The sequence below is a fragment of the Variovorax sp. J22P240 genome (assembly GCF_030316855.1).
Lineage (GTDB): Bacteria > Pseudomonadota > Gammaproteobacteria > Burkholderiales > Burkholderiaceae_C > Variovorax.
Window position 1 is genome coordinate 158700 of sequence record NZ_JASZYR010000007.1, and the last position, 23429, is coordinate 182128.

Consider the following 23429-nt stretch of genomic DNA (forward strand, 5'->3'; position numbering starts at 1 on the left):
GGAGGCGGAAATGACATCAGCGGGAAGGCAGGAAGAGCGCTTCGACGACGAAGACCGTCGCGTCGACGAGATCGTGAGACGAGGGCCTTCCGGTACCTTCGCTGTCGCCGGTGTGGCGACCGCCATCGTGGTCGCCATCTATTTCATCTTCTACATCTTCGCCTACCTGCCGCGAGGAGCAGTGCAGTGACGGCAGCGATGTCCTCCGAAGACGGCACATCCGAGGCCATTGCGCTGGCGGCGGAGAAGCGCTGGACCTTCGTCGTCGCAGCCATCATCGTGATCCTCCTGGCGATGATGGTCGTCACGGGGCTGCATTGGGCGGCGATGCCTCCGTCCCGCGTGGAGACCATCGACGTGAATACGGTTCACCTGAAGGGCGAGTTCGTCGAGAGCAATCTCGGGACCGCGCTGGGACCGGACGGCAAGGTCACCGTGCGCCTCGTTGCGCAGCAATACTCCTTCGTTCCGCAGTGCATCGTCGTTCCCGCGGACATGCCGGTGACCTTCCGAGGGACGGCCACGGACGCCATCCACGGTTTCATCGTCGGCCGGACGAATGCCAACACGATGCTCATTCCAGGCTTCGTCGCCACCTTCACGACGCGCTTCTCCAGGACTGGCGAGCAGTTGATGCCCTGCCATGAATACTGCGGCACCGGCCACGAGGCGATGTGGGCGCGCGTGAAGGTGCTGCCACCCCAGGAGTTCCTGGCCAAGGCGCAAGCGGGAGAAAGGCTGGACTGTGTTTCACGCTAGGAAACTCGTTCTCGCCCACTTCGGGGTCGCGTTCGTCGCGTTCCTGGGTGCACTCGCGCTGGGTGCGTGGCAGATGTACATCCGCAGCCCCCTGGCCACCTGGGTCAACAACCCGGAGCACTACTACCGCTCCGTCACTGCCCACGGCACGGTGATGGCCTATGTGTTGCCGACGCTCGTGGCGATGGGCTTCGGCTACGCCATCTCGGAGCTTGCGCTCAAGCGGCCCCTCGTCGGAGTTCGGTGGGCCTGGGCTGGCTTCTGGCTGGTCATCGCCGGCACCATGATGGCGGCGGTGACGATGGCACTCGGCAAGGCGTCGGTGCTCTATACCTTCTATCCGCCGATGATCGCCAGCCCCTTCTACTACTTCGGCGTGGTGCTTGTCGTCGTGGGGTCGTGGGTATGGGTCGCGCTGATGTCCATCAACCTGCATGCCTGGCGCAAGGAACAGCCCGGCGAGTCGGTGCCGCTTGCGATGTTCGGCAATGTCGCCGGCGCCTACCTCTGGGCCTGGACGTCCCTGGGGGCCGCGCTCGAGGTGCTGATCCTCATCCTCCCGGCCTCGCTCGGCCTGACGGACACCATCAACGCTGGACTCGCGCGCGTCTTCTTCTCCTGGACGCTGCACGCCATCGTCTACTTCTGGCTGATGCCCGCCTACATCGCCTTCTACACGATCGTGCCTCGAGCCATTGGTGGGCGCCTGTACAGCGACACGATGGGACGCGTCGCGTTCGTGCTCTTCCTGGTGTTCTCGATGCCCATCGGGATTCATCACCTGTTCGCCGATCCGCAGGTGGGAGCAGGCTTCAAGTTCGTTCATGCGGCCATGACCGCGATGGTGTCCGTTCCGACTCTGCTGACCGTCTTCACGATCGTCGCATCGGTGGAGATCGCCGGACGCCTGCGTGGTGGCCAGGGCCTCTTCGGCTGGGTGAAGGCGTTGCCCTGGGACAACCCCTGGATGCTGGCCGTCACCTTCTCCTTCGTGATGCTGGGCTTCGGAGGCGCCGGCGGCATCATCAACATGAGCTACCAGCTCAACGAGACGGTGCACAACACCCAATGGGTCACCGGCCACTTCCACCTGATATTTGCCGGCGCCATCGTGCTGATGTACTTCATGGTGGCCTACGATCTCTGGCCTCAGCTCACGGGATGCGCGCCGCTGTCCGCGACGCTCATCAAATGGCAGGTGTGGACCTGGTTCGTCGGGATGATGGTGCTGTCGATGCCTTGGCACCTGGTGGGCCTGCTCGGCATGCCCAGGCGCATGGCGTACTACGACTACACCCACCCGGACATTCAGCCGCAGGCCTGGACCGTGACCGTGTCGGCCCTCGGCGGGTTCGTGCTGCTGGCCTCTGGCATCCTGCTGGTCTACATTCTCGCCACCGCGCACAAGCGCAGGGCTGCCGTGGTCCAACCCTATGGCTTCAGCCGCACGACGCACCCGACGACGCATACGCCGGCACTGCTGAACCGCTTCGGGCTCTGGGTGGCCATGATGATCGGCCTGACTCTCGTCAACTATGGGTATCCGATCTTTCAGCTGGCGGTGCTGAAGGAGGCTTCGGTGCCCGTCATCCCCATCGGGAGCCGGTGATGCGCGACCCGGCCGTCTACTCCTGGCGCAACGCCTGGTTCCGCTGGTCGGTGGTGTCTCTGGTCGTGTTCACCGTCCTGTGCGTGCTGGTGGGCTTCGTCTGGCTGCCGTCGGTCCACAAGGACTTCACGGCGCAGAACTTGTGGGACGCGATCTGCAGGGCGGCGGGCGTTCCGGCCCACTGGTCCAGCGAATCGGATGTGAAAGCCGGGCCCGCATCGACGGACGTCGTTCTCGAGCGGCGCATGGTCCGCACGACGGACACTGCCGCAGTGGGCCGAGGCGCGACGCTCGCGCTGAACTGCACGATGTGCCACGGGGCGCAGGGCATGAGCACCTCCAACGCACCCAACCTCTCGGGCCAATACCCCGAAGTCGTCATCAAGCAGTTGCTCGACTACAAGGCAGGCCGGCGCTCGCACACCCTGATGGAGACGCTGGCACGCAACATGTCCCAGCGCGACATCGAGGATCTCGCGGCCTACTACGCCTACCTTCCAAAGGCCCGGACGGCACCCACCACCTACGACGAATCGCTGCCCGCGCTGGTGCGCGTGGGCGACCCGCTGCGCAACATCGCGCCGTGCATCTCATGCCATGGCGGTGTCGACCAGAAGCTCGGCGCACCGTGGATCGAGGGAATGCCCAAAGACTATCTGGTCGAGCAGTTGAAGGCCTTCAAGACAGGTGCTCGACGCAACGACTCCCTGGGCCAGATGCGCAACATGTCGCGACCGATGTCGGAGCAGGAAATTGCCGAAGTCGCGGAGTTCTATGCCCGCAAGGCCAGTGCCGGCCAGCGAGATTGAACGGCCAGGACAACTCGGCGACCGATGCTCGCCTCAAGGCCGGAACCAGCTATTACCTACCACCAGATACACCGCCGTCGTTCCGGGGCTGTGAGCCACATCGATGCCCACGTCCAGACCGAACTTGCGTGCCAGCTCGTAGCGAAAGCCGAAACCGCCACTGCCCACGTTCTGCGTGGCGGAAAAATTGTCGCCAGTGGTACGTGTCGTTCCGCCCCCGGCGAACACGACACCGCTCCAGCGGCCAAAGAATCGCCAGCGTGCCTCCACTTCGAGGGAGGCGACCTGGTCGCCCTGGTATCGCATCGCGGGGACGCCACGCAGTTGGACGAACGGCCGCAGGAAGAAGGGGGTGCCGTCGGACGACCAGGCATAGCTTCCACGTGCGCCCAGCGTGACGCCATGCGCCAGTGGCTGCCAGCCCATCACGATCTGCTGGAATCGCTCGAAATCATCGGTCGACCCCAAGGCCTCGCGCGAGGCCAGCCAGGACGTTCGGCATAGACGCCGCGGGTCGGCGTGAAGACGTTGTCCCGCGTGTCGTATTCGAGGATGGCCGTCGGTGCGGAGATCTTCACGCGGGCACTGTCGGCGAGACCGGAAGGCTGGGGCTCCTCCCGCAGCTTCGGGTCGACGTCGGCGAAGACGTAGCGCATGCCGATCGCCCACGGGGACTTCGGTGCGAGTTGCCAGTTGACCTGCGCGACGGCGGCTGCGAACTGCAGCGAGTAGCGCACCTTCTGGTCCAACGATGGCAGCCCGGGGCCCAGGCCGTAGAAATCCAGATTGACCTGTCCGGTCGCGGCGCCGATCAAGGTGCGCAAGCGACCGTCCATCCAGCGACTGGCGTCGCCCGCAAATGCACCCTTCGTCCCGTTCTCCGTGGCGAATGCTCCGATGCCCGCGATGTCAGGGCGCGCCCACCCTTCGTCTCCCGCTTCCTTGCGCGGCCGCAGGAACATGCCGGCGGCGCCGCCGCCGTAGCCGACGGCTGGCTCGGTCACGACGATCGGGATCGGCAGGAAGCCCCGGGGGTTCTCGAGGAAGCTGCTCAAGTCGAGCTGTCCATCCTGGGGATCGAAGAACCGGTCGCGCAGTCGCGGCGCGGGCTCCTTCATCGCCTCACGAGGTATCCCTCCCTCGTTCCGCAGCGGTTCGGGCGAGGGCTGGGCGCCGACGCCCGCCGATGCGCCCATGGCAAGCACATGAAGCAGGGCGGGCGGCAACCAGCGCATCGTTGAATGTCCGGATGGAGGCGGTGTCGTCTCTGCGTTGAATGGCCCCGATTGGAACCGAGTGTCGCCATGCCGTCGAGATGCCAAGCCTCGACGAACCTGAGATGCGAGGGTACAACGCGGCACTTGCCCCAAGTTGCCACCCAACGATGAGGAGATTCGGACATGAAGATTGGACTGCCCGGCCCCCCCGAGCTTCCCGTCACCCTGGCGCCCCCTGTGGGAGTTGCGCGCACTGGGATGCGCCGGTACCCTGCGCACGTGCCAGCGTCCGCGCTCGCGCTCGCGCTCGCCGTGATGCTTGGTGGATGTGCCTATCCCGTGCCGGTGGCGGTGCAGCAACCGGCGCGCGTCACCACCACCACCACGACCACCACCACACCGATGCCGGCCGGTTCCGCTGCCGCGGTGCCTACGGCGCCTGCGGCGGACGGCACTTTCAACCAGGCCCAGATCGACCAGATGATGGCGCCCATCGCCCTGTATCCGGACTCGCTCTTGTCGCAGGTGCTGATGGCGTCGACCTACCCGGCCGACGTGGCCGACGCCGCGAAGTGGTCGAAGGCGAATCCCCAGCAGTCCGGCGACGCGGCCGTGCGCGCGGTCGAGAACCAGCCATGGGATCCGAGCGTGAAGTCGCTGGTGGCCTTTCCGCAGGTGCTGCAGACCATGGGCGAGAAGCCCGACTGGGTGCAGAACCTGGGCGACGCCTTCCTCGCGTCATCGAAGGACGTGCTTGACTCCGCGCAACGGCTGCGTGCCCGCGCGCGCGACAGCGGCAACCTGAAGACGACCGAGCAGCAGACCGTGACCGTCCAGCAAGAGGCGATCACCATCGAGCCGGCCAACCCGCAGACGGTCTACGTGCCCCTCTACAACCCGACGGTGGTGTATGGCACCTGGCCCTATCCGGCCTACCCGCCGTACTACTGGTACCCGCCGGCGATGTACTACCCAGGCTACTACCCTGGCGCGGCGCTGGCCACGGGCATCGCCTTCGGGGTCGGGGTGGCGGCTGTCGGTGCGCTTTGGGGCAATTGCAATTGGGGCGGTGGCGACGTCAATATCAACACGAACCGCTACAACAGCATCAACACCAACCGGCAAATCAACGCCAATCAGAATCGCTTCCAGCACAACGCCCAGAACCGGCGCGGCGTGCCCTACCGCGACAGCCGCAGCCAGCAGCAGTTCGGCAAGAACGTGCCGGGCGGGGACAACCGCGGCGACTTCCGCGGTCGCGACGCACAGCGACAGCAGGCACAGTCGTCGCTGCAGCAGCGCGGCATGGATCCGGGAGCTGGGCGTGAGCAGTTGCGCAACGATCCGGCCACTCGCCAGCGCGCTGACGCAGCCGCACGAGGGCAGGGAGGGTTCGGCGGCAACGACGGGCTGTCACGCGTCGGCGCGCAAGGCGGAGCACGCGGTGACAACGCCTTCAGCGGCGCCGGCAATGCCGGGCAGGCGCGCCAGCAGATGGACCGCGGCAATGCCAGCCGGCAGATGTCACAGCAGCACACCGGCGGCCGAGGCGGCTATGGGGGCGGCGGTTACAGCGGTGGAGGGGCACGCGGTGGCTACAGCGGTGGCTACGGCGGGGGTGGGGGCCGCGCCGGCGGCGGAGGGCGCGGCGGCGGCCGCGGGGGTGGTGGACGCCGGTAACCAAACCAAGCACAGGAGCACGCCATGCACATGCCCATCTGCCGATCTGCTGCCCGGCTCGCTGCCGCCGCGATGATCGCCGTCGTTACCTTGGTCGTCCCCAGCCTCGCGGGGGCGCAGCAGCCCTATCCCACCGCCGAGGCAGCCGCCCAGGCCTTCCGCGACGCCGTATCCGGCAACGACCCCGCCGCGCTGCGCAAGGTCCTGGGCGCCGACTGGAAGCGCTTCCTGCCGGCCGACGACATCGGCCGCGCCGACCTGCAGGCTTTTCTCGCCGCCTGGGACAAGGCACACAAGGTCGTGACGACCGGCCAGGACAAGGCCGTGCTGGCCGTCGGCGACAGTGGCTGGACATTGCCCATTCCGCTGGTCATGAAGGCCGGTAGCTGGCGCTTCGACCCGCGAGCGGGCGCCGACGAGATGCGCACTCGGCGCATCGGCCGCAATGAGCTTGCCACCATGCAGGCGGTGCTGGCCTATTTCGACGCACAAAAGGAATATGCGCAGCGTGACCGCGACGGCGACGGCGTGCTCTCGTACGCGCGCAGGTTCGCCAGTACGCCGGGCCAGCGCGATGGCCTGTACTGGCCCGACGACGCACAGGGCGAGAGTCCGTTGGGACCGCTTTTCGGCGGCGTGAAGCCGGGCGAGGGCTACCACGGCTACCACTACAAGATTCTGATGGCGCAGGGCAAGGATGCGCCGGGCGGGGCCTACGACTACATCATCGGCAATCGCATGCGCGCCGGCTTCGCCTTGATCGCCTGGCCGATCCAGTATGGGGACACCGGCGTGACCAGCTTCATGATCAGTCACGACGGGGTGCTCTACCAGAAGGACCTGGGACCGAAGGGCGCAACGATCGCGCGGGACATGAAGGTCTTCAACCCGGATTCGACCTGGAGCAAAGTGGATGCGCCTTCAGGGGGACGCCCGTAGGGAAGGGGAGCTTTCGGCCATTCTGCTTGAGCGGTTGCCAGCAGGCGCGCGAACTCGGAAGGGGCGCGGAGCGTCGTTTCGTCTGCCGCGAGCCTCGTGCATCGGCTTGGATGCGGCGCAAGGTGCCGAGCATTTGTCTTCGTTGACTCTCATCGTCCCGGCACGGGCAATCAGGAGGACCCTCAGGCCCAGATGCGCTCGCCGTACTCGCGGATCGCCCGATCGGACGAGAACTTGCCAGATCGCGCGGTGTTGAGGATGGACATGCGGGTCCAGCGTGCCGGCTCCTGCCAGGCGGCGTCCACGCGGGTCTGGCATGCCATGTAGTCGGCAAAGTCCGCGAGCACGAGGAAGTGATCCCACTGCATCAGGTTCTCCACCAGTGGGCGGAACACATCGCGGTCGCCGTGCGAGAAATGCCCCGAGCCGATGAGGTCCAGCGCGTCGCGCAACTCGTCGCTGGCTGCAACATGGTCCGCAGGGCGATAGCCCTCACGCTGCACACGCTGCACCTGCTCCGCGCGCAGGCCAAAGAGGAAGAAGTTGTCCGCACCCACCTCCTCGAGGATCTCGACGTTCGCCCCGTCCAGCGTGCCGATGGTCAGTGCGCCGTTCATCATGAACTTCATGTTGCCGGTGCCCGATGCCTCCTTGCCCGCAGTCGAGATCTGCTCGGACAGGTCCGCAGCCGGATAGATGTGATGGGCATTCGTGACATTGAAGTTCGGGAAGAAGACCACCTTCAGCCGTCCTTCAACGGCTGGATCGTCGTCAATCGCTTCTGCGATGCCGATGATCAGGCGGATGATCAGCTTGGCCATCGCATAACCGGGCGCCGCCTTGCCGCCGAAGACGAAACATCGCGGCGCGAGGGCGAGTTGCGGATTGCGGCGCAGACGCTGGTACAGGGCAACGATGTACAGCGCGTTCAGGTGCTGGCGCTTGTACTCGTGGATGCGCTTGACTTGGATGTCGAAGAGCGCGCCCGGATCGACGACGATGCCGGTGGCGCTGCGAATGCGCTGCGCCAGCACTTCCTTGTTCGCACGCTTGATCTGGCGCCATCGCTCCTGGAACGCCGCGTCGTCGGCATGCGCCTCGAGACGCCGCAAGCGCGTGAGGTCCGTCATCCACCCCTCGCTCACGGTCTCGTCCAACAGCCGCGCAAGGCCGGGGTTGCACAGGGTCAGGAAGCGCCGCGGCGTGACCCCATTGGTGACGTTGTGGAAGCGGTCGGGCCACAGCTCGGCAAAGTCCCGCAGCACCGTCTCTCGCAGCAGCGTCGAATGCAGCGCCGCGACGCCGTTGATGGCATGGCTGCCGACAGTCGCCAGGTGCGCCATGCGGATGCGTCGAACGCCGGACTCATCGATCAGGGACATGCGGGCCACGTGCGATTCGTCGCCCGGTAGACGCTGTCGCACCGTCTCCAGGAAGCGCCGGTTGATCTCCAGGATGATCTCCGGCGGTCGTGGCAGAAGGCTTTGGAAGAGTGGCAGCGGCCAGGTCTCCAGCGCCTCGGGCAGCAGCGTGTGGTTGGTATAGGCGAGGGTGCGGCAGGTGATGTCCCAGGCCTGGTCCCACGGCAGCCTGCGCTCGTCCACGAAAAGCCGCATCAGCTCGGCGACCGCGATCGAAGGATGGGTGTCGTTGAGCTGCGCCGCGAACACGTCGGCAAAGCGTGCGATCGGCTCGCCTTTGAGATCAAGCAAGCGCAGCATGTCCTGCAGCGAGCAGGACACGAAGAAGTACTGCTGGGCGAGCCGCAGGCGCTTGCCGATCTCGGGCTCGTCGTTCGGATAGAGCACCTTCGAGAGCGTCTCGGAAACCACCTTCTGCTCCACCGCGCCGTAGTAGTCGCCGACATTGAAGTCGGCCAGGTCGAATGACTCGACGGCCTCGCTCTTCCACAGCCGCAGCGTGTTGCAGCGATGGACCCGATAGCCCGACACCGGCGTGTCGCATGCCACCCCTTTGACCTGCCTGGCCGCGATCCAGCGCACGCGATACTGCCCCTGCGCGTCGGTCGCGGATTCGGTGTGCCCGCCGAAGTGAACGTAGAAGGCGACATCCGGCCGCACGATCTCCCACGGGTTGCCTTGTTGCAGCCACTTGTCGGTTTCCTCCACCTGCCAGCCATCGCGGATCGCCTGACGAAAGATGCCGAACTCGTAGCGGATGCCGTAGCCGATGGCCGTTTTCTCGAGCGTCGCGAGCGAGTCCATGTAGCAGGCCGCGAGCCGGCCGAGGCCGCCGTTGCCCAAGCCCGGCTCTTCCTCGAGGGCCATCACTGCATCCAGGTCCTGGCCGAGCGCGCTCATGGCTGCACGCGCCTGCTCCTCGATGCCCAGGTTGATCAGGTTGTTGCCGAGTTGTGGTCCGATCAGGAATTCGGCGGACAGGTAGCAGACGACCCGCGCGTCACGCGCGCGATCGGTTTGCATCGTGTCGACCCAGCGCGCCAGCAGGCGGTCGCGCACGGTGTAGGCCAGCGCCATGTACCAGTCGTGCGGGGTGGCGATGGCCGGAAAGCGCGCCTGCAGGCACACGAGGTTGTCTACCACGTCGCGCTGCAGTGCATCGGCATCCAGGCCGCGCCGGGGGGCTCCGGCGTTGTTTTGGATCGTGTTCGGGGTAGGGCTGTTGGCCATGCTTCATCCCCTCGGACTCAGCCCGGCCACACCCAGTTCGCGATCTCCGCGCGGTCGGTGCCGTGGGTGTGCGCGTAGTTCAAGTTGTCGATGATGGCGTTCTTCATGTCTTCCCGCAGATGCGCTGCGCGGCTCTGCAGGCGCGGCACGCGGTCGAGGACGTCGATCACGAGGTTGAAGCGGTCGACCTGGTTCAAGATGGCGAGCTCCATCGGCGTGTTGATGTTGCCCTTCTCCTTGTAGCCGCGCACGTGCAGGTGCTCGTGGTTGCAGAAGCGGTAGGCCAGCTTGTGGATCAGCCAGGGGTAGCCGTGAAAGTTGAAGATCACCGGCTTGTCGCGCGTGAACAGGCTGTCGAACTCGCGATCGGTCGAGCCGTGCGGATGCTCGCTGGCCGGCTGCATCTTGAACAGGTCCACCACGTTCACGAAGCGCAGCTTGAGGTCGGGCACCCGCTCGCGCAGGATCGCCGTCGCCGCCAGTGCTTCTTGGGTCGCAACGTCGCCGCACGCGGCCATCACCACGTCCGGCTCGTCGCCCTCGTCGCTGCTCGCGCGCCGCCAGATGCCCACGCCCTTGGCGCAGTGCGCAATCGCCTCGTCGATGGACATGAACTGCAGGTGCTTCTGCTTGTCGGCCACGATCACGTTGATGCAGTCGGTGGAGCGCAGGCAGGCGTCTGCCACCGCCAGCAGCGTGTTGGCATCCGGCGGAAGGTAGACGCGCGTGACCGACGGGCTCTTGTTGGTCACCAGGTCGATGAAGCCGGGGTCCTGGTGCGAGAAGCCGTTGTGGTCCTGGCGCCAGACGGTGGACGACAGCAGGATGTTCTCCGAGGCCACCGACGCGCGCCACGGCACATGGTTCTTGCAGATGTCCAGCCACTTCGCGTGCTGGTTGAACATCGAGTCCACGACGTGGGCGAAGGCCTCGTAGGTGTGAAAGAAGCCGTGACGGCCCGAGAGCAGATAGCCTTCGAGCCATCCCATCAAGGTGTGTTCGGAGAGCATCTCCATCACGCGGCCGTCGCGGGCGAGCTCACCGCCGTCCGCGTCCTCGGGCAGCAGGTCGGCCATCCACACCTTCTTGCTGACCTCGTAGACCGCCTGCAGACGGTTGGACGCGGTCTCGTCGGGGCCGAACACCCGGAAGCTGCTCATGTTGTTGCGCATCGTGTCGCGCAGAAATTCACCCAGCGGCCGGGTGTTCTCGTGCAGCACCTTGCCGGCCTCGTGCACGTCCACCGCGTAGTCGCGGAAGTCGGGCAGCTTCAGCTCCCGGCGCAGCAGGCCGCCATTGGCGATCGGGTTGGCGCTGATGCGCCGCGGCCCCAAGGGTGCGAGGGCCCTGAGCTCGGGGACCAGCCGCCCGCCGGCATCGAACAGTTCCTCGGGCCTGTAGCCGCGCATCCAGCTCTCGAGCAGTTCCAGGCTCGCGGGGTTCTCGCGCACGTCGGAGAAAGGCACCTGGTGCGAACGCCAGGAGCCTTCGACCTTGTGGCCCCGGATTTCCTTCGGCCCGCTCCAGCCCTTGGGCGTGCGCAGCACGATCATCGGCCAGCGCGGCCGCTCGGCGCGGCCGCTCACGCCCGCCTTCTCCCTGATGTCGCGGAGCTCGGCGAAGATCGTATCGAGCGTTGCGGCCATCTTCTGGTGCATCTCGGCGGGGTCCGATCCCTCGACGAAATACGGCTTGTAGCCATAGCCCACGAAGAGCGCCTCCAGCTCCTCGTGCTTGATGCGCGCGAGGATGGTCGGGTTGGCGATCTTGTAGCCGTTCAGGTTCAGGATGGGCAGCACCGCGCCGTCTCGAGCCGGATTGATGAACTTGTTCGAATGCCAGGCCGTTGCGAGCGGGCCGGTCTCGGCCTCGCCGTCGCCGACCACGCAGGCCACGACGAGGTCAGGGTTGTCGAGCGCGGCGCCGTAGGCATGCGAGAGGCTGTAACCCAGTTCGCCACCTTCGTGGATCGACCCGGGCGTTTCGGGCGTGACATGCGAGCCGATATGGCCCGGGAACGAGAACTGCTTGAAGAACTTCCCCATGCCCTCGGCATCTTCGCTTTTGTCCGGATACACCTCGGAGTAGGTGCCTTCGAGGTAAGCGGGGCCGAGTACGCCAGGGGCGCCATGCCCCGGCCCGGCCATGAAGATCACGTCCTGATCGTCGCGCTTGATCACACGGTTCAGATGCGCCCATACGAATGAGAGCGCCGGGCTCGCGCCCCAATGTCCGAGCAAGCGGTGCTTCACGTGCTCGACCTTCAGCGGCTCGCGCAGCAGCGGGTTGTCCCGCAGATAAATCATCCCGACCGAAAGGTAGTTGGACGCGCGCCACCAGGCATCAATGCGTCGCAGTTCGTCCTTGTCCAGCGGGCTCTGCTGCGTCGTGGCACGCGAAGAGGCTTGCTTGGTCATGGTGCGTCTCCTGTCATGCAGGGTCGCCAGAGGCGGGGGGGGAAGCGCCGGGCGCGCTGCGTCGGCGCTTTTTCGGGCTGGTGGGCGGCCGCGCCTGTGGCCGGCCCCGGTGAATTCAGCGAATCGAGCGAACTGCCTTGGTCGCCCGCTACGCCTCGTCGGTGAGCCGCAGAACCACCCGGCCCTCGATCTCGCCCTTGCGCATGCGATCGAAGATTGGGTTGATGTTCTCGATGCGGTCTTCGCTGTACACGGTATGTACCTTGCCCTCGCCGGCGAAGGCCAGCGCTTCTTGCAGGTCCTTGCGAGTGCCCACGATCGAGCCGCGCACAGTCTTTGCGTTCAGCACCATATCGAAAATCGGCAGGCCGAAGTCGCCCGGCGGCAGTCCGACCATCGACATGGTTCCCCGCTTGTGCAACATGCCCAGTGCTTGCGAGAAGGCGGCGCGCGAGGCCGCCGTGACGAGTACGCCGTGCGCCCCCTTGAGGTCGCGCTGAAGTTCCTTGGCTGGATCGGCGTTGGCGGCGTTGACGACCATGTCCGCGCCGACCTGTTTGGCCAACTGGAGCTTGGCATCGTCAATGTCCACCGCCGCCACATGAAAGCCCATGGCCTTGGCGTACTGCAATGCCAGATGGCCCAATCCGCCGACACCCGAGATCGCAACCCAGTCGCCGGGTTGGCAGTCGAGCACCTTGAGGCCCTTGTAGACAGTGACCCCCGCGCAAAGAATGGGCGCGAGCTCAGAGAAACCTCGATTCGCGGGCAGATGTCCGACGTAGCCCGGATCGGCCAGCACGTATTCTGCATAGCCTCCGTCGACGGTGTAACCCGTCATTTGCTGCCCTTCACACAAGGTTTCCCAGCCCGTGATGCAGTGCTCGCAATGGCCGCAGGCGGTATGCAGCCAAGGCACGCCGACGCGGTCACCTTCCTTCACATGCTTCACGCCAGCGCCCACGGCGGCCACATGGCCCACTCCTTCGTGGCCGGGAATGAAGGGCGGCGATGGTTTGACCGGCCAGTCGCCATCGGCGGCGTGCAGGTCGGTGTGGCAGACGCCCGAGGCCGCCACCTTCACCAGCACCTGACCCGGTACCACCTTCGGCACCGGCACCTCTTCGATCACGAGCGGTTTCCCAAACTCGTGGACCACTGCAGCTTTCATCATCTGCATTGCGACCTCCGATACGTTGTGGGCAACAGCGCAGCCAAGATCAAATTGTCGATCGCGGCAGCGCGCGGCACAACAGGAGGATCAGGGCAAATGCCAGCGTTGCATTTGAGTACAAAGGCGGCGGAGGAACCAGTTTCCGCACGACTCGCCAGTGACTGAAACGGCGACATCCGCGCACAATGGGGTCATGCCGGTCGCCCTGCATGTCGTGCTGACACGGGTCGCTGCCTGCCGATGCCGCTCTTCGCCGCCTTGTACTGGCGCTGGCCAGGCTGGAAGTGAAGCCGTAACTTTTGTTGAGCGCCTGACTGAGCGCGCCGGGAGCCCTTTATGGATCGGGCATCTGTGACTTCCGCTATCGGCGACATGCCGGCCGAGCTGGACCGCAAGCAGGACAGCATCCACGTGCAGGAAGCGAGGAGAGCACTCACTCGTGCTCGGCAATTGATCGAGGCCAACCCAGACGGCTCGCCGAGTAACGAGGAGCTTGTGGACGCGATGACCCAATTGGTCATGTTCGGGATACCCGGATAGGACGACCCTCCGATGAAGCTGCGGTCGGGTGCCGCAGCGATGCGATCGTCGGATCCAGCGAGCGCAGGCCCGGGCTTCGCGACTGTCGCGGGGCGCTGCCTCGGACCCGGTGGCGAGACGCTCAAGCGTCGGGCATTTGCGCGGATGCAGATCGAAGAATCTGTCGGTCAAGCGGCGTAGAGTGTCCGTTCAGGCTCATCAGAGTTTTGGAGGTTCAACATGACCAGCCAGATCGCGCAATGGCATGCCGAGCACGGGAATTTTTCCTTGCTCCTCAGCTTCCTTGATGAGCAGGTTGCCAGATTTCGAGACGGCGAGAACCCGGACTACCACCTGATGCTTGAGATCGTTTCGTACCTGCGCGAGTTCGGCGATTGCTTTCACCATCCACGCGAAGATGCCGCGTTCACGATCCTCGCGACGCACGATCCGCGGATGCAATTGCCGATCAACCGTCTGCATCAGGATCATCGTGTCCTCGCCGTCGCGGGCGAAGAGCTGGTCGCGCGCCTGAACCAAGTCATCAGCGAGACCTATGTGCGCAGCGCGACGGTGGAAGCGGCGGCAGCACTCTACCTGGCCTACTACCGGCATCACCTTGCCGCGGAGGAAAGACAGATCCTGCCGCATGCGCGGCTGCTGTTGACTGCGCAGGACTGGGAGGTCGTCGCCAGAGCCGCGCCCTCGTGCCCGGACCCACTGTTCGGAGACACGCCGACGCGAACTTATCTGAGGCTGGCCGGGATGATCGCAGCGCGGTCCTCGGGCGAGAGGAAGCAGGATTCGGCTGCGGGCGGCTGAGCGGGGCTGGGGCCGGAGTGACGGGTGTGGCATGAATCCCGGGGCGCTGAACGTCGCGATGAGATCACCGCTCGGATAAGCGCTGAGCCGAGTGCCGCGGCGACGGGCGCTGCCTCGGTGTTTCCCCTGGCAATCGGCCCATGTGGCGCCCCTTGCGGACGCTCCGTCGCCGGCATTGCGCGAGGGGTCTGTCATATTTTTCCCAACGAGGGCTTTGCTGGCCGCAGGACGGATCGTGGTGATCCTTGTTTCGCAACGCAATTCATTGCGAAGCATCCTGGCCCAGGCTTGTCTCACTCATCTCGGTGCGGATCGCTTCTCCGTATATTCGTGCGGCCAGCCCCCGAACGACAGCTCCCGCAAGTCGCCAATCGGAGCTTTGGGCCGCCCATGGCCGACCTCCGAACTCGGACTCTCGGCGTCCGCTCAGAGAGCCAAGCGGGTGGACACCGGGCGTCGAAGATCTTGAAGGGAAGCGTTCGCACCGGGATTGAGACGTTGCCGCTCAGCCGCTGTCCCTGATCAACACCTCAAGTCGAAGAATTCCTTCGGGCTTTTGCAGAGGTCGATGTCGAGTTGCGCTTTGGCATCTCCAACTGGCACGCCGTAGCTTCGATCGAGCTTGATGCCCGCGGCCTTTGTGACAGCGCCCAGCTTCACCGCGTCGTCTCTGATGGTCTGCGTGAACTGCTCGGGGCTGCAGCCGACCACGTCCCTGCCCATCGCTCCCAGCTTCTCCGTGGCTTCGGGCAACTTGAGGATGCGGGTGAGCTCGACGTGGAGCTTGGCGACGATGGCGGGGTCGGCATGCAGGCGTCGAGTGCGAACAGGCCGACGCCCGAATTGGATCGATTGGGTATCGTCAATCGCGTACCAAGCGCGAACGGCAAGGAAGGGGCGTCTGAAGTCTCATCTCACCGCACGTCTCAGGTCAGGCGGCCTTCAATCCACCAAGCTCAACGCAGATACGGCATGGCCCGGATCCTGGGGCGGATGAAATCCAAAAAACTTTGAGCGGCGGGCGAGAGCGTGCGCCCGCGGCGCGTGAACACTTCGAAACTGCGGCACACCTCGGGGCCCAGGGGCTTCGTCCGCAAGCCATAGACTTCGATCAGCGATGCGGCGTACGCAATGCAGAGTCCCACGCCCAGTCCGGCCTTGACCATAGACAGTACCGTGGGCATGTAGGCGACTTCGGAGGCCGGCGCGAACGTCAGGTCTGGTGCCGCTGTACGCAAATCCTGCATCAGGCGTTCAGTGAACTGTCCCTGCAAGGTGATGACGGGGTGGGGCGTCAGATCGATCCAGCGCAGGCGCTTGCGCCGGTCCAGGGGATGCCCGTTCGGAAAGACTGCCATGAACGGACCGTCGAACAGCCGGGTCGAAGTGATGTCCGAATTCGGCTCGCGCTCCGGGCCGATGCCCAGCTCCACCTCGCCGCCAAACACGCGGCCCATGACGCTTTCCACTGGGCTATCCACCAACTTCACGTGGACCAGGGGGTGCTTCGCCTGGAAGGCCGCAATCAACTCGGGCAACAGCGTGGACGCCAGCAGTTGCGAGGCAGCGATCCGGACCAGTCCAGACTTCATCTCCCGATGATCTGCGACGCGCTGTAGCACGCTGTCGAGGTCATGCACCGCGCCGTCCAACATCGGATACAGGCGCTCCCCGATGTCGGTCAGGTACACCCGCCGCGTGGTCCGGTCGATCAGCCGCGCGCCCAGTGTCTGCTCGAGTTCCTTTATCAATCCGCTAAGGGCTGATTGCGTGATGTACAGGCTCTCCGCCGCCAGCGTGAAGCTGCCGGTGCGGGCGACCGCCAGAAAGGCGCGAAGCTGCCGTAACGTCGCATTCATCGGAACAACCACTTAATCGATAAGAAAAAACGGTTGGAATGATATGTCGGAATGGCCTCCAATCGCATACCGACAGGCGAGACATGACGAGAACATCCCAACGATTCCGGTCGTGTGCGAGGGTCGTCGAATGCCTGAACTTCCTCAATTCTTGAACGGAGATTCTTGATGAAAATCGATCGCATCCACCACGTCGCATACCGTTGCATGGACGCCAAGGAAACCGTGCTCTGGTACCACCAGATGCTGAAGATGGATTTCGTGTTGGCTATCGCGGAGGACCAGGTCCCTTCCACCAAGGAGCCTGATCCGTACATGCACGTGTTCCTCGACGCGGGCCACGGCAATGTGCTGGCGTTCTTCGAGCTGCCAACCAAACCGCCCATGGGCCGCGATCCCAATACCCCCGAATGGGTGCAGCACATCGCCTTCCGGGTCAAGGACCGCGCGGAGTTGCTGGAATTCAGAGACCACCTGCATGCCAACGGGGTCGAAGTGCTTGGCGTCACTGACCATGGCGCCTTCCATTCGATCTACTTTTTCGATCCCAACGGACATCGAGTCGAACTGGCCTGCCCCGACCCCGAGGAGGAGAGCATGATCCGGCGGCTGGACGCTGTGAAGTGGGACATGCTGGAGGAGTGGTCGAAGACCAAGCGCGCGCCCAAGCACGCTTCCTTCCTGCACGAGCGGGAGTTCAAGCAATGAGTTCGGGCAACCCGCGACAAGCGGTAGGGTGCTCGACCCTGCAACAGGCTCCTTCGCCCACAGAACAGCCGACCTTGACGAACGGTGGGTGAAAGTCAACCGAGGACGGTGCAGCTCCACTTTGGCGCACCGCCGGAGCCCTGGGCCGCCGCCTGGCTCATGTGCGAGTGGCCGCCGACTCGGAAACGTGCCTGGCGTAGACCGCCAGCACGATGCGCTCGGATTGCACCAGGTACTCGTTGAGCGCCGCAGCTGCACCGGCAAAGTTGCCGGCTTCAGCAAGTTCGAGGATCTTCAGGTTCATGTCGACGTAGGGCGCGTGCAGGAATTCGGCGTCGCGCAAGAAGCCGAAGGCCAGGCGCAGTTCGGCCAACACCGGGGCGAACAACAGGTTGAGCCGTTCGCTGTCGGCCAGCTCGACGATGGCCATGTGAAATGCCATGTTGGCGGTGCCCACGCCGACCCAGTCGCCGCTGTCCCGGCAGCGAAGCTGGGCTTCCACCGCCTCGCGCATCTTCCTCTTGGCCGGGTGGCGCGGGTAGGCCTGCAACAGTGCCTGAGACTCGATCAGGCGGCGAACTCGGTAGATGTCGATGATCGACGCGATGCTCGGGATCGCCACGAACACGCCTCGGTTCGGTGCGTGCTTGACCAGCCCGTCCTTGGTCAACATGCGGAACACCTCGCGCAGCGTGTTGCGCGAAATGCCCAGGCTCTCGCTCAGGGCCTGCTCGGACAGGCGCTGGCCGGGCAAGAACTCGCCCTGCGTGATCTTCTGCCGCACCTGCTCGGCCATGCGTTCGCTCAGCGTCTGGGCTGCGGGGGAGGGGGTGTCGGGCGGGGTCATTGGGGTGGGTTTGTAGCAGATCCTGCTGCGCATGGTTGCATGATTGTTCAACAAAAGCAGGGTATTCACTTAGAAATTGCCCCCAGACACGCCTTTCGTTCTGGATTGAATTGTTCAACAATTCGTTCTCGATGATTCAACCAGATATTCCGATCGGTCGAGTCATACACCCAACCCAACTGGAGCGCCCGATGACTCTTTCCCCTCTGAATGCTCTCGCCGCTGTCGCGCTGCTGGTCGCCGGTGCTCAGCCGGCCTGGTCCGCCGACTATCCGACCAAGCCGATCAAGATCGTTGTGCCGTACGCGGCCGGTGGCTCCACCGACACCCTGGCGCGAGTGGTCGCAGAGCGACTGGGCAAGCGCCTCGGGCAGGCGGTGGTGGTCGAGAACAAGCCGGGCGCCAGCGAGCAGATCGCCATCGCCAGCGTCACCAAGGCCGCGCCCGACGGCTACACGATCCTGCTGTCCACACTCAGCGGGTTGGCGGTCAATCCGGGTCTTTACGGTGCGCGGCTGCCCTACAACCCGCAGAAGGACCTCACGCCCATCGTGCTGGCGGCCACCGTGCCCAGCGTGGTGGTGGTGCACCCGTCGGTGCCAGCGAAAAACATGACGGAGCTGGGCGCGTACCTCAAGAGCAAGCCCGGCGCAGTCAGCTATGCCTCGGCCGGACCAGGGACCCCCAGCCATCTCGGTATGGAGTACTACAAGAAGGCGAACGGATTCGACCCGGTGCATGTGCCCTACAAGGGAGGCGCCCCGGCATTGCAGGAGGTGATGGGCGGGCAGGTGCAGTTGATGATGGCGCTCGTGCCCGAAGCGATGCCGATGGTCAAGAGCGGACGCATGCGCGCGCTGGCGGTGACGACCACCAAGCGCCTGGCTGCCTATCCCGAATTGCCGACCGTGTCGGAGTCGGGCGGCAAGGACTTCGACATGACCTTCTGGTACGCCTTCATGGCACCGGCCGCCACGCCCGCCGAGATCGTGACCACGCTGAACCAGGCGATCGACAGCATCCTGGCCGAGAAGGAAGTCCGTTCCCGGCTGGACGAGATGAGTCTCGACGTGGTCGGCGGCCCGCCGACGAAGGTGACCGAACTCATCAAGAACGATTCCGCCAAGTGGAAGAAGGTGATCGACGACGCCGGTATCAAGGTCGACTGAATCCTGGCACCGGCAAGCACCACCATGGACTTGAACAGCGATCTCGGCGAGAGCCTGGGGGCCTGGCGCATGGGCGACGACGACGCCATGCTGGCCATCGTGAGCAGCGCCAACGTGGCCTGCGGTTTCCATGCCGGCGACTCGGCCGGCATCCTGCAGACCTTGCGCCGCGCGGCCGAGCATGGCGTGGTCGTCGGCGCGCACGTGTCCTACCCCGACCTGGCCGGCTTCGGCCGGCGCCACATGGACGTGGCCAGCGCCGACCTGATGGCCGACGTGATCTACCAGATCGGTGCACTCCAGGGGCTGGCCACCGCGGCGGGTACCAGGGTGCGCTACGTCAAGCCGCACGGCGCGCTCTACAACACGATCGCCCATGACGAGCGGCAAGCGCGCGACGTGATCGCTGCGATCCATGCCATCGATCCCAGCCTGTACCTCGTCGGGCTCGCCGGCTCGCCCTTGCTGGACTGGGCGCAGGCCAGCGGCTTGCGCACCGTGGCCGAGGCTTTTGCCGACCGCGCCTACACGCCGCAAGGCACGCTGGTCTCGCGGCGCGAGAAGGGCGCTGTCCTGCACGACGCGCACGAAGTGGCGGCGCGCATGCTGCGCCTGGCGACCGAGGGTGTCGTCACGGCCATCGACGGCAGCACGGTGCGCATCGAGGCCGAATCGCTTTGCGTGCATGGGGACAGCCCCGGCGCAGTCCAGATGGCGCGGGAAGTGCGCGCGCTGCTCGAGCGCTCGGGTGTGCGCGTGCAGTCCTTTGTCGATGCGGCGCCTTCGGAGGCACTGCGATGATGCGCTTTCTTCCGGTCAACCTCGATGCCATGCTGGTCGAACTCGACGACCTGCCGCAGACCCTGGCGCTCCTGGCTTCACTGCAGGCGGAGCCCATCGATGGCATCGAGGAATTGGTGCCGGCCGCGCGCACACTGCTCGTTCGCCATCGCCCCGCGAAGCTATCGCAGGCGGCGCTGGTCGAGCGCATCGGCGCGCGCAGCCTCACGGCGCAGGTCGAGCGCGCGGCCACGCTGATCGAGATTCCCGTCGACTACACCGGTGAAGACCTCGACGAGGTCGCGCAGATGCTGGGCCTCTCGCGTGACGAGGTGATCCGTCGTCACACGGCGAGCGAATACACCGTCGCCTTCACCGGCTTTGCACCGGGCTTTGCCTACCTGAGCGGCGGCGATCCGAACCTGAACGTGCCGCGTCGCACCACACCGCGCACGCGCATCCCGGCCGGTGCGGTGGGGCTGGCGGGACCTTTCAGCGGCGTCTATCCGCAGGCGAGCCCGGGCGGCTGGCAGATCATTGGCGTGACGGCCACGCCAATGTGGGACCTGGGGCGCGAGGTGCCGGCGCTGCTGCAACCGGGATTCCGCGTTCGCTTCATCGACATGGCCAGTCGGCCCGCGCGCCCGTCGGCCGCGTTGGCAACCCAGCCGCCCGCAGCATCCATCACTGTCGAGCCCCATGGCGCTGCGCTGGAGATCCGCAGTACCGGACTGCAGGCCCTGTTCCAGGACACGGGCCGCACTGGTCGGGCGGGGCAGGGCGTGTCGGCTTCGGGGGCGGTGGACCAGGGGGCATTGCGCGCGGCCAACAGGCTGGTCGGCAATGCCAGCGATATGGCCTGCGTGGAGATTGCCTACGGCGGCTTCGAGTTCGTCTGCCGCGGCGAAGCGGTGGTGGCCTTCACCGGTGCCGATGCACCCCTTGTCATCACCAGCGCCGGTGGTGCGTCCTGGTCCGCGCCTGGCTACCAGGCGATCGCGCTGTCCGACGGCGACAGCCTCATGCTGGGCCAGCCGCACGCGGGCATGCGCTCGTACCTCGCGGTGCGCGGCGGGTTCGCCATCGCGCCGGTGCTCGGCAGTTGCTCGACCGACACGCTGGCCCGTGTCGGGCCGGCAGCCATTGCAACCGGTGACGTGTTGCCCATACGTTCGGTGGTGCGCGGCGCCATCGTGGGCCTGCACGAGCAGCCGCCCGCCGACCTGCCCACGATGGACGAGACCATCACGCTCGACGTGGTGATGGGCCCGCGCACTGACTGGTTCACGCCCGAGGCGGTGGCGCTGCTGTCCAGCCAGGTGTGGAAGGTCACGCCGCAGTCCAACCGCGTCGGCCTGCGCTTGGCCGGCGAACAGCCATTGACCCGCGCCAACGCAGCCGAGTTGCCCAGCGAAGGGACAACCCTCGGCGCCTTGCAGGTGCCGCCGAGCGGGCAGCCCGTGCTGTTCATGGCAGACCACCCGCTCACGGGCGGCTACCCGGTGATCGGCGCCGTTGCCAGCTACCACCTCGACCTCGCCGGGCAGGTTCCCATCGGCGCCAGCCTGCGCTTCAACCCCATCCACCCATTCGGTACCCCATGAAAAAAGTCCTGATTGCCAATCGCGGCGAGATCGCCGTGCGCATCGTGCGCGCCTGCGCAGATTACGGCGTGAAGTCGGTCGCCGTGTATGCCGACGCCGACCTGGACGCGTTGCACGTGCGCATGGCCGATGAGGCCTATGGCCTGGACGGCCAGCGCCCCGCCGACACCTACCTGAACATCGACAAGCTGTTGGCCGTGGCGGCGCGCAGCGGCGCCGACGCTGTGCACCCGGGCTACGGCTTCCTGTCGGAGAACGCAGGCTTTGCGCGCGCCGTCATCGCGGCCGGTCTCGCCTGGATCGGCCCGCCGCCAGAGGCCATCGATGCGCTGGGGGACAAGGTGCAGGCGCGCAAGATCGCCCTGGAGGTCGGGGCGCCGCTGGTCGCGGGCACGCCCGGACCGGTGAACGACGCGCGGGAAGTGCTCGCCTTCGCCGAACAGCACGGTCTGCCCATTGCCATCAAGGCCGCCTTCGGTGGAGGAGGGCGCGGTCTCAAGGTGGCCTGGCGCATGGATGAGGTGGCCGACCTTTACGAATCGGCGGTGCGCGAGGCTGTCACCGCCTTCGGCCGCGGCGAGTGTTTTGTCGAGCAGTTCCTCGACCGGCCGCGCCACATCGAGGCGCAAGTGATCGCCGACACCCACGGCCACGTGGTGGTGCTCGGCACGCGCGACTGCTCGCTGCAGCGGCGCAACCAGAAGCTGGTCGAAGAGGCGCCTGCGCCCTTCCTGACCGACGAGCAGCGCGCGCGCATCCACCAGTCGGCGCGCGACGTGTGCGCCAGGGCCGGCTATGTCGGCGCCGGGACCGTGGAGTTCTTGCTCAGCGGCACGGGCGCGATCTCGTTCCTCGAGGTCAACACCCGCCTGCAGGTTGAGCACCCCGTGACCGAGGAAACCTCGGGCATCGACCTGGTGGTGGAGCAACTTCGGGTGGCCGATGGCCTGCCGCTGTCGATTTCCGACACGCCGGTGCCGCGTGGCCACGCCTTCGAGTTTCGGATCAACGCCGAAGACGTGGGCCGCGGCTTTCTGCCGACGCCCGGCCAGGTGCGCCGGTTCGAGGCGCCTTCGGGCCCAGGCGTGCGCGTGGACACCGGCGTGCTGTCGGGTTCCGTGGTGCCCGGCACTTTCGACTCGCTGATGGCCAAGCTCATCGTCACTGGCGCAACGCGCGCGCAGGCCATTGCCCGCGCGCGGCGGGCGCTCAAGGAATTCCGGATCGAGGGCGTGGCCTCGGTGCTGCCGTTCCACCGCGCGGTGATGGAGCAGCCGGACTTCACATCGGCCGATGCGTTCAAGGTGCATACGCGCTGGATCGAGACCGACTTCGCCAACATTCTGGCCGCCGCCGTGCGCAGCGAGTTGCCCGCGCCCGATCCAGCCCTGGTGCGCACCGTGATCGAGATCGACGGGCGCCGCATGGCGCTTGGGCTCCCGACCGAACTTCTGCGCGGCTTGCAGTCCATGGCGGGCGGTTCTGCATCGCCGGCCGCGGCGCAAACACCGGTGGCTGCAGACCCCGCATCGGTTGCCGCACCGATCGCCGGAACGCTGCAATCGTGGAAGGTGGCCGACGGCGACACTGTCGCCCAGGGCGACGCCATCGCGACGATGGAGGCCATGAAGATGGAAATGCTGGTGCCGGCCCATCGCGCAGGGCGCATTGCGCTGAAGGCTGAGCAAGGGGCTTATCTGCTCGCGGGGGCAGCGGTTGCCGAGATCCATTGATCGACGGCGCCGGGTGCGGCCGAAGACGGAAGCCCACGAATCGTTGACGAGATCTCGATCAGTGATCGTCCGGCCGCGGTTGAAGATCAGGCGGTGCCTGGTCACTGGGAATGCGACATGCTGTTCGGAAGCT

21 protein-coding genes are annotated in these 23429 nt (G+C 65.7%); 13 read left to right on the forward strand and 8 right to left on the reverse strand.

The window, feature by feature from the left end; all coding sequences use genetic code 11:
* The first annotated feature begins 10 nt into the window (after nt 1-10).
* From QTI24_RS18980 to QTI24_RS18995, 4 genes are read left to right on the forward strand one after another with little or no spacing between them, the layout of a single operon-like run.
* Entirely contained in the window at nt 11-190 is a 180-nt protein-coding gene (locus QTI24_RS18980; RefSeq protein WP_286602565.1) for a hypothetical protein, read from the forward strand.
* An 8-nt stretch (nt 191-198) separates the two neighbouring features.
* On the forward strand, nt 199-759 hold the full coding sequence (locus QTI24_RS18985) for a cupredoxin domain-containing protein (RefSeq protein ID WP_286602667.1): 561 nt from the start codon (nt 199-201) through the stop codon (nt 757-759).
* Nucleotides 746-2368, forward strand: coding sequence for a cbb3-type cytochrome c oxidase subunit I (locus QTI24_RS18990; protein WP_286602567.1), 1623 nt, complete (start codon nt 746-748; stop codon nt 2366-2368). Before QTI24_RS18985 ends, QTI24_RS18990 begins: the two co-directional genes overlap by 14 nt.
* On the forward strand, nt 2368-3177 hold the full coding sequence (locus QTI24_RS18995) for a c-type cytochrome (RefSeq protein WP_286602569.1): 810 nt from the start codon (nt 2368-2370) through the stop codon (nt 3175-3177). The genes QTI24_RS18990 and QTI24_RS18995 overlap by 1 nt, the downstream gene beginning before the upstream one ends.
* Before the next feature lie 33 nt (nt 3178-3210).
* On the opposite strand, the gene QTI24_RS19000 is transcribed toward QTI24_RS18995, so the two are convergent.
* Together QTI24_RS19000 and QTI24_RS19005 are read right to left on the reverse strand one after the other, a co-directional pair.
* On the reverse strand, nt 3211-3603 hold the full coding sequence (locus tag QTI24_RS19000) for a hypothetical protein (protein WP_286602571.1): 393 nt from the start codon (nt 3601-3603) through the stop codon (nt 3211-3213).
* Nucleotides 3603-4412, reverse strand: coding sequence for a hypothetical protein (locus QTI24_RS19005; protein WP_286602573.1), 810 nt, complete (start codon nt 4410-4412; stop codon nt 3603-3605). The genes QTI24_RS19000 and QTI24_RS19005 overlap by 1 nt, the downstream gene beginning before the upstream one ends.
* A gap of 165 nt (nt 4413-4577) precedes the next feature.
* Here QTI24_RS19005 and QTI24_RS19010 point away from each other — a divergent pair, with 165 nt between their 5' ends.
* Nucleotides 4578-6074, forward strand: coding sequence for a DUF3300 domain-containing protein (locus QTI24_RS19010; protein WP_286602575.1), 1497 nt, complete (start codon nt 4578-4580; stop codon nt 6072-6074).
* Nucleotides 6075-6098: 24 nt separating this feature from the next.
* Nucleotides 6099-7013: a DUF2950 domain-containing protein gene (locus tag QTI24_RS19015; protein ID WP_286602576.1), complete on the forward strand. Its 915-nt coding sequence runs from the start codon at nt 6099-6101 to the stop codon at nt 7011-7013.
* 182 nt (nt 7014-7195) lie between these two features.
* Here QTI24_RS19015 and QTI24_RS19020 read toward each other — a convergent pair whose 3' ends face one another.
* From QTI24_RS19020 to adhP, 3 genes are all read right to left on the reverse strand, one after another.
* Complete coding sequence (locus QTI24_RS19020) at nt 7196-9664, reverse strand: glycogen/starch/alpha-glucan phosphorylase (RefSeq protein ID WP_286602578.1); 2469 nt, start codon at nt 9662-9664, stop codon at nt 7196-7198.
* A 17-nt stretch (nt 9665-9681) separates the two neighbouring features.
* Nucleotides 9682-12081: a phosphoketolase family protein gene (locus QTI24_RS19025; RefSeq protein ID WP_286602580.1), complete on the reverse strand. Its 2400-nt coding sequence runs from the start codon at nt 12079-12081 to the stop codon at nt 9682-9684.
* 148 nt (nt 12082-12229) lie between these two features.
* Complete coding sequence (gene adhP / locus QTI24_RS19030) at nt 12230-13261, reverse strand: alcohol dehydrogenase AdhP (protein WP_286602581.1); 1032 nt, start codon at nt 13259-13261, stop codon at nt 12230-12232.
* A gap of 345 nt (nt 13262-13606) precedes the next feature.
* Here adhP and QTI24_RS19035 point away from each other — a divergent pair, with 345 nt between their 5' ends.
* Together QTI24_RS19035 and QTI24_RS19040 are read left to right on the forward strand one after the other, a co-directional pair.
* Nucleotides 13607-13795 (forward strand): hypothetical protein, encoded by a 189-nt coding sequence (locus QTI24_RS19035; protein ID WP_286602583.1) that lies wholly within the window; start codon nt 13607-13609, stop codon nt 13793-13795.
* Between the two features lie 219 nt (nt 13796-14014).
* Nucleotides 14015-14596: a hemerythrin domain-containing protein gene (locus tag QTI24_RS19040; RefSeq protein WP_286602585.1), complete on the forward strand. Its 582-nt coding sequence runs from the start codon at nt 14015-14017 to the stop codon at nt 14594-14596.
* A 522-nt stretch (nt 14597-15118) separates the two neighbouring features.
* On the opposite strand, the gene QTI24_RS19045 is transcribed toward QTI24_RS19040, so the two are convergent.
* The gene (locus tag QTI24_RS19045) at nt 15119-15349 is read right to left on the reverse strand and encodes a hypothetical protein (RefSeq protein WP_286602586.1); all 231 of its coding nucleotides are present in this window, start codon (nt 15347-15349) and stop codon (nt 15119-15121) included.
* 203 nt (nt 15350-15552) lie between these two features.
* Nucleotides 15553-16455, reverse strand: a complete 903-nt coding sequence (locus tag QTI24_RS19050) for a LysR family transcriptional regulator (protein WP_286602587.1) — start codon at nt 16453-16455, stop codon at nt 15553-15555.
* Nucleotides 16456-16623: 168 nt separating this feature from the next.
* Between QTI24_RS19050 and QTI24_RS19055 the strand changes: the two genes are divergently transcribed.
* Entirely contained in the window at nt 16624-17163 is a 540-nt protein-coding gene (locus QTI24_RS19055; RefSeq protein WP_286602589.1) for a VOC family protein, read from the forward strand.
* A 157-nt stretch (nt 17164-17320) separates the two neighbouring features.
* On the opposite strand, the gene QTI24_RS19060 is transcribed toward QTI24_RS19055, so the two are convergent.
* Nucleotides 17321-18010 carry a GntR family transcriptional regulator gene (locus QTI24_RS19060; RefSeq protein WP_286602590.1) on the reverse strand — a complete coding sequence of 230 codons (690 nt, stop codon included), beginning with the start codon at nt 18008-18010 and terminating at the stop codon, nt 17321-17323.
* A gap of 191 nt (nt 18011-18201) precedes the next feature.
* Between QTI24_RS19060 and QTI24_RS19065 the strand changes: the two genes are divergently transcribed.
* Genes QTI24_RS19065 through QTI24_RS19080 form a run of 4 tightly spaced genes read left to right on the forward strand, consistent with a single transcriptional unit; the run spans nt 18202 to nt 23296 of the window.
* Nucleotides 18202-19179 carry a Bug family tripartite tricarboxylate transporter substrate binding protein gene (locus tag QTI24_RS19065; protein ID WP_286602591.1) on the forward strand — a complete coding sequence of 326 codons (978 nt, stop codon included), beginning with the start codon at nt 18202-18204 and terminating at the stop codon, nt 19177-19179.
* A 24-nt stretch (nt 19180-19203) separates the two neighbouring features.
* Nucleotides 19204-19980 (forward strand): LamB/YcsF family protein, encoded by a 777-nt coding sequence (locus tag QTI24_RS19070; protein ID WP_286602593.1) that lies wholly within the window; start codon nt 19204-19206, stop codon nt 19978-19980.
* Nucleotides 19980-21563: a 5-oxoprolinase subunit B/C family protein gene (locus QTI24_RS19075; protein ID WP_286602668.1), complete on the forward strand. Its 1584-nt coding sequence runs from the start codon at nt 19980-19982 to the stop codon at nt 21561-21563. The genes QTI24_RS19070 and QTI24_RS19075 overlap by 1 nt, the downstream gene beginning before the upstream one ends.
* Nucleotides 21560-23296, forward strand: coding sequence for an acetyl/propionyl/methylcrotonyl-CoA carboxylase subunit alpha (locus tag QTI24_RS19080; RefSeq protein WP_286602595.1), 1737 nt, complete (start codon nt 21560-21562; stop codon nt 23294-23296). Before QTI24_RS19075 ends, QTI24_RS19080 begins: the two co-directional genes overlap by 4 nt.
* Nucleotides 23297-23429: the final 133 nt, after the last annotated feature.

Excerpts from the sequence above, each read along its gene's own strand:
- QTI24_RS18980 (WP_286602565.1), top strand. The coding sequence starts at position 11 with ATGACATCAGCGGGAAGGCAGGAAGAGCGCTTCGACGACGAAGACCGT.
- QTI24_RS18985 (WP_286602667.1), top strand. The coding sequence starts at position 199 with ATGTCCTCCGAAGACGGCACATCCGAGGCCATTGCGCTGGCGGCGGAG.
- QTI24_RS18995 (WP_286602569.1), top strand. The coding sequence starts at position 2,368 with ATGCGCGACCCGGCCGTCTACTCCTGGCGCAACGCCTGGTTCCGCTGG.
- QTI24_RS19000 (WP_286602571.1), bottom strand. The coding sequence starts at position 3,603 with ATGGGCTGGCAGCCACTGGCGCATGGCGTCACGCTGGGCGCACGTGGA.
- QTI24_RS19005 (WP_286602573.1), bottom strand. The coding sequence starts at position 4,412 with ATGCGCTGGTTGCCGCCCGCCCTGCTTCATGTGCTTGCCATGGGCGCA.
- QTI24_RS19010 (WP_286602575.1), top strand. The coding sequence starts at position 4,578 with ATGAAGATTGGACTGCCCGGCCCCCCCGAGCTTCCCGTCACCCTGGCG.
- QTI24_RS19015 (WP_286602576.1), top strand. The coding sequence starts at position 6,099 with ATGCACATGCCCATCTGCCGATCTGCTGCCCGGCTCGCTGCCGCCGCG.
- QTI24_RS19020 (WP_286602578.1), bottom strand. The coding sequence starts at position 9,664 with ATGGCCAACAGCCCTACCCCGAACACGATCCAAAACAACGCCGGAGCC.
- QTI24_RS19025 (WP_286602580.1), bottom strand. The coding sequence starts at position 12,081 with ATGACCAAGCAAGCCTCTTCGCGTGCCACGACGCAGCAGAGCCCGCTG.
- adhP (WP_286602581.1), bottom strand. The coding sequence starts at position 13,261 with ATGCAGATGATGAAAGCTGCAGTGGTCCACGAGTTTGGGAAACCGCTC.
- QTI24_RS19040 (WP_286602585.1), top strand. The coding sequence starts at position 14,015 with ATGACCAGCCAGATCGCGCAATGGCATGCCGAGCACGGGAATTTTTCC.
- QTI24_RS19050 (WP_286602587.1), bottom strand. The coding sequence starts at position 16,455 with ATGAATGCGACGTTACGGCAGCTTCGCGCCTTTCTGGCGGTCGCCCGC.
- QTI24_RS19055 (WP_286602589.1), top strand. The coding sequence starts at position 16,624 with ATGAAAATCGATCGCATCCACCACGTCGCATACCGTTGCATGGACGCC.
- QTI24_RS19060 (WP_286602590.1), bottom strand. The coding sequence starts at position 18,010 with ATGACCCCGCCCGACACCCCCTCCCCCGCAGCCCAGACGCTGAGCGAA.
- QTI24_RS19065 (WP_286602591.1), top strand. The coding sequence starts at position 18,202 with ATGACTCTTTCCCCTCTGAATGCTCTCGCCGCTGTCGCGCTGCTGGTC.
- QTI24_RS19070 (WP_286602593.1), top strand. The coding sequence starts at position 19,204 with ATGGACTTGAACAGCGATCTCGGCGAGAGCCTGGGGGCCTGGCGCATG.
- QTI24_RS19075 (WP_286602668.1), top strand. The coding sequence starts at position 19,980 with ATGCGCTTTCTTCCGGTCAACCTCGATGCCATGCTGGTCGAACTCGAC.
- QTI24_RS19080 (WP_286602595.1), top strand. The coding sequence starts at position 21,560 with ATGAAAAAAGTCCTGATTGCCAATCGCGGCGAGATCGCCGTGCGCATC.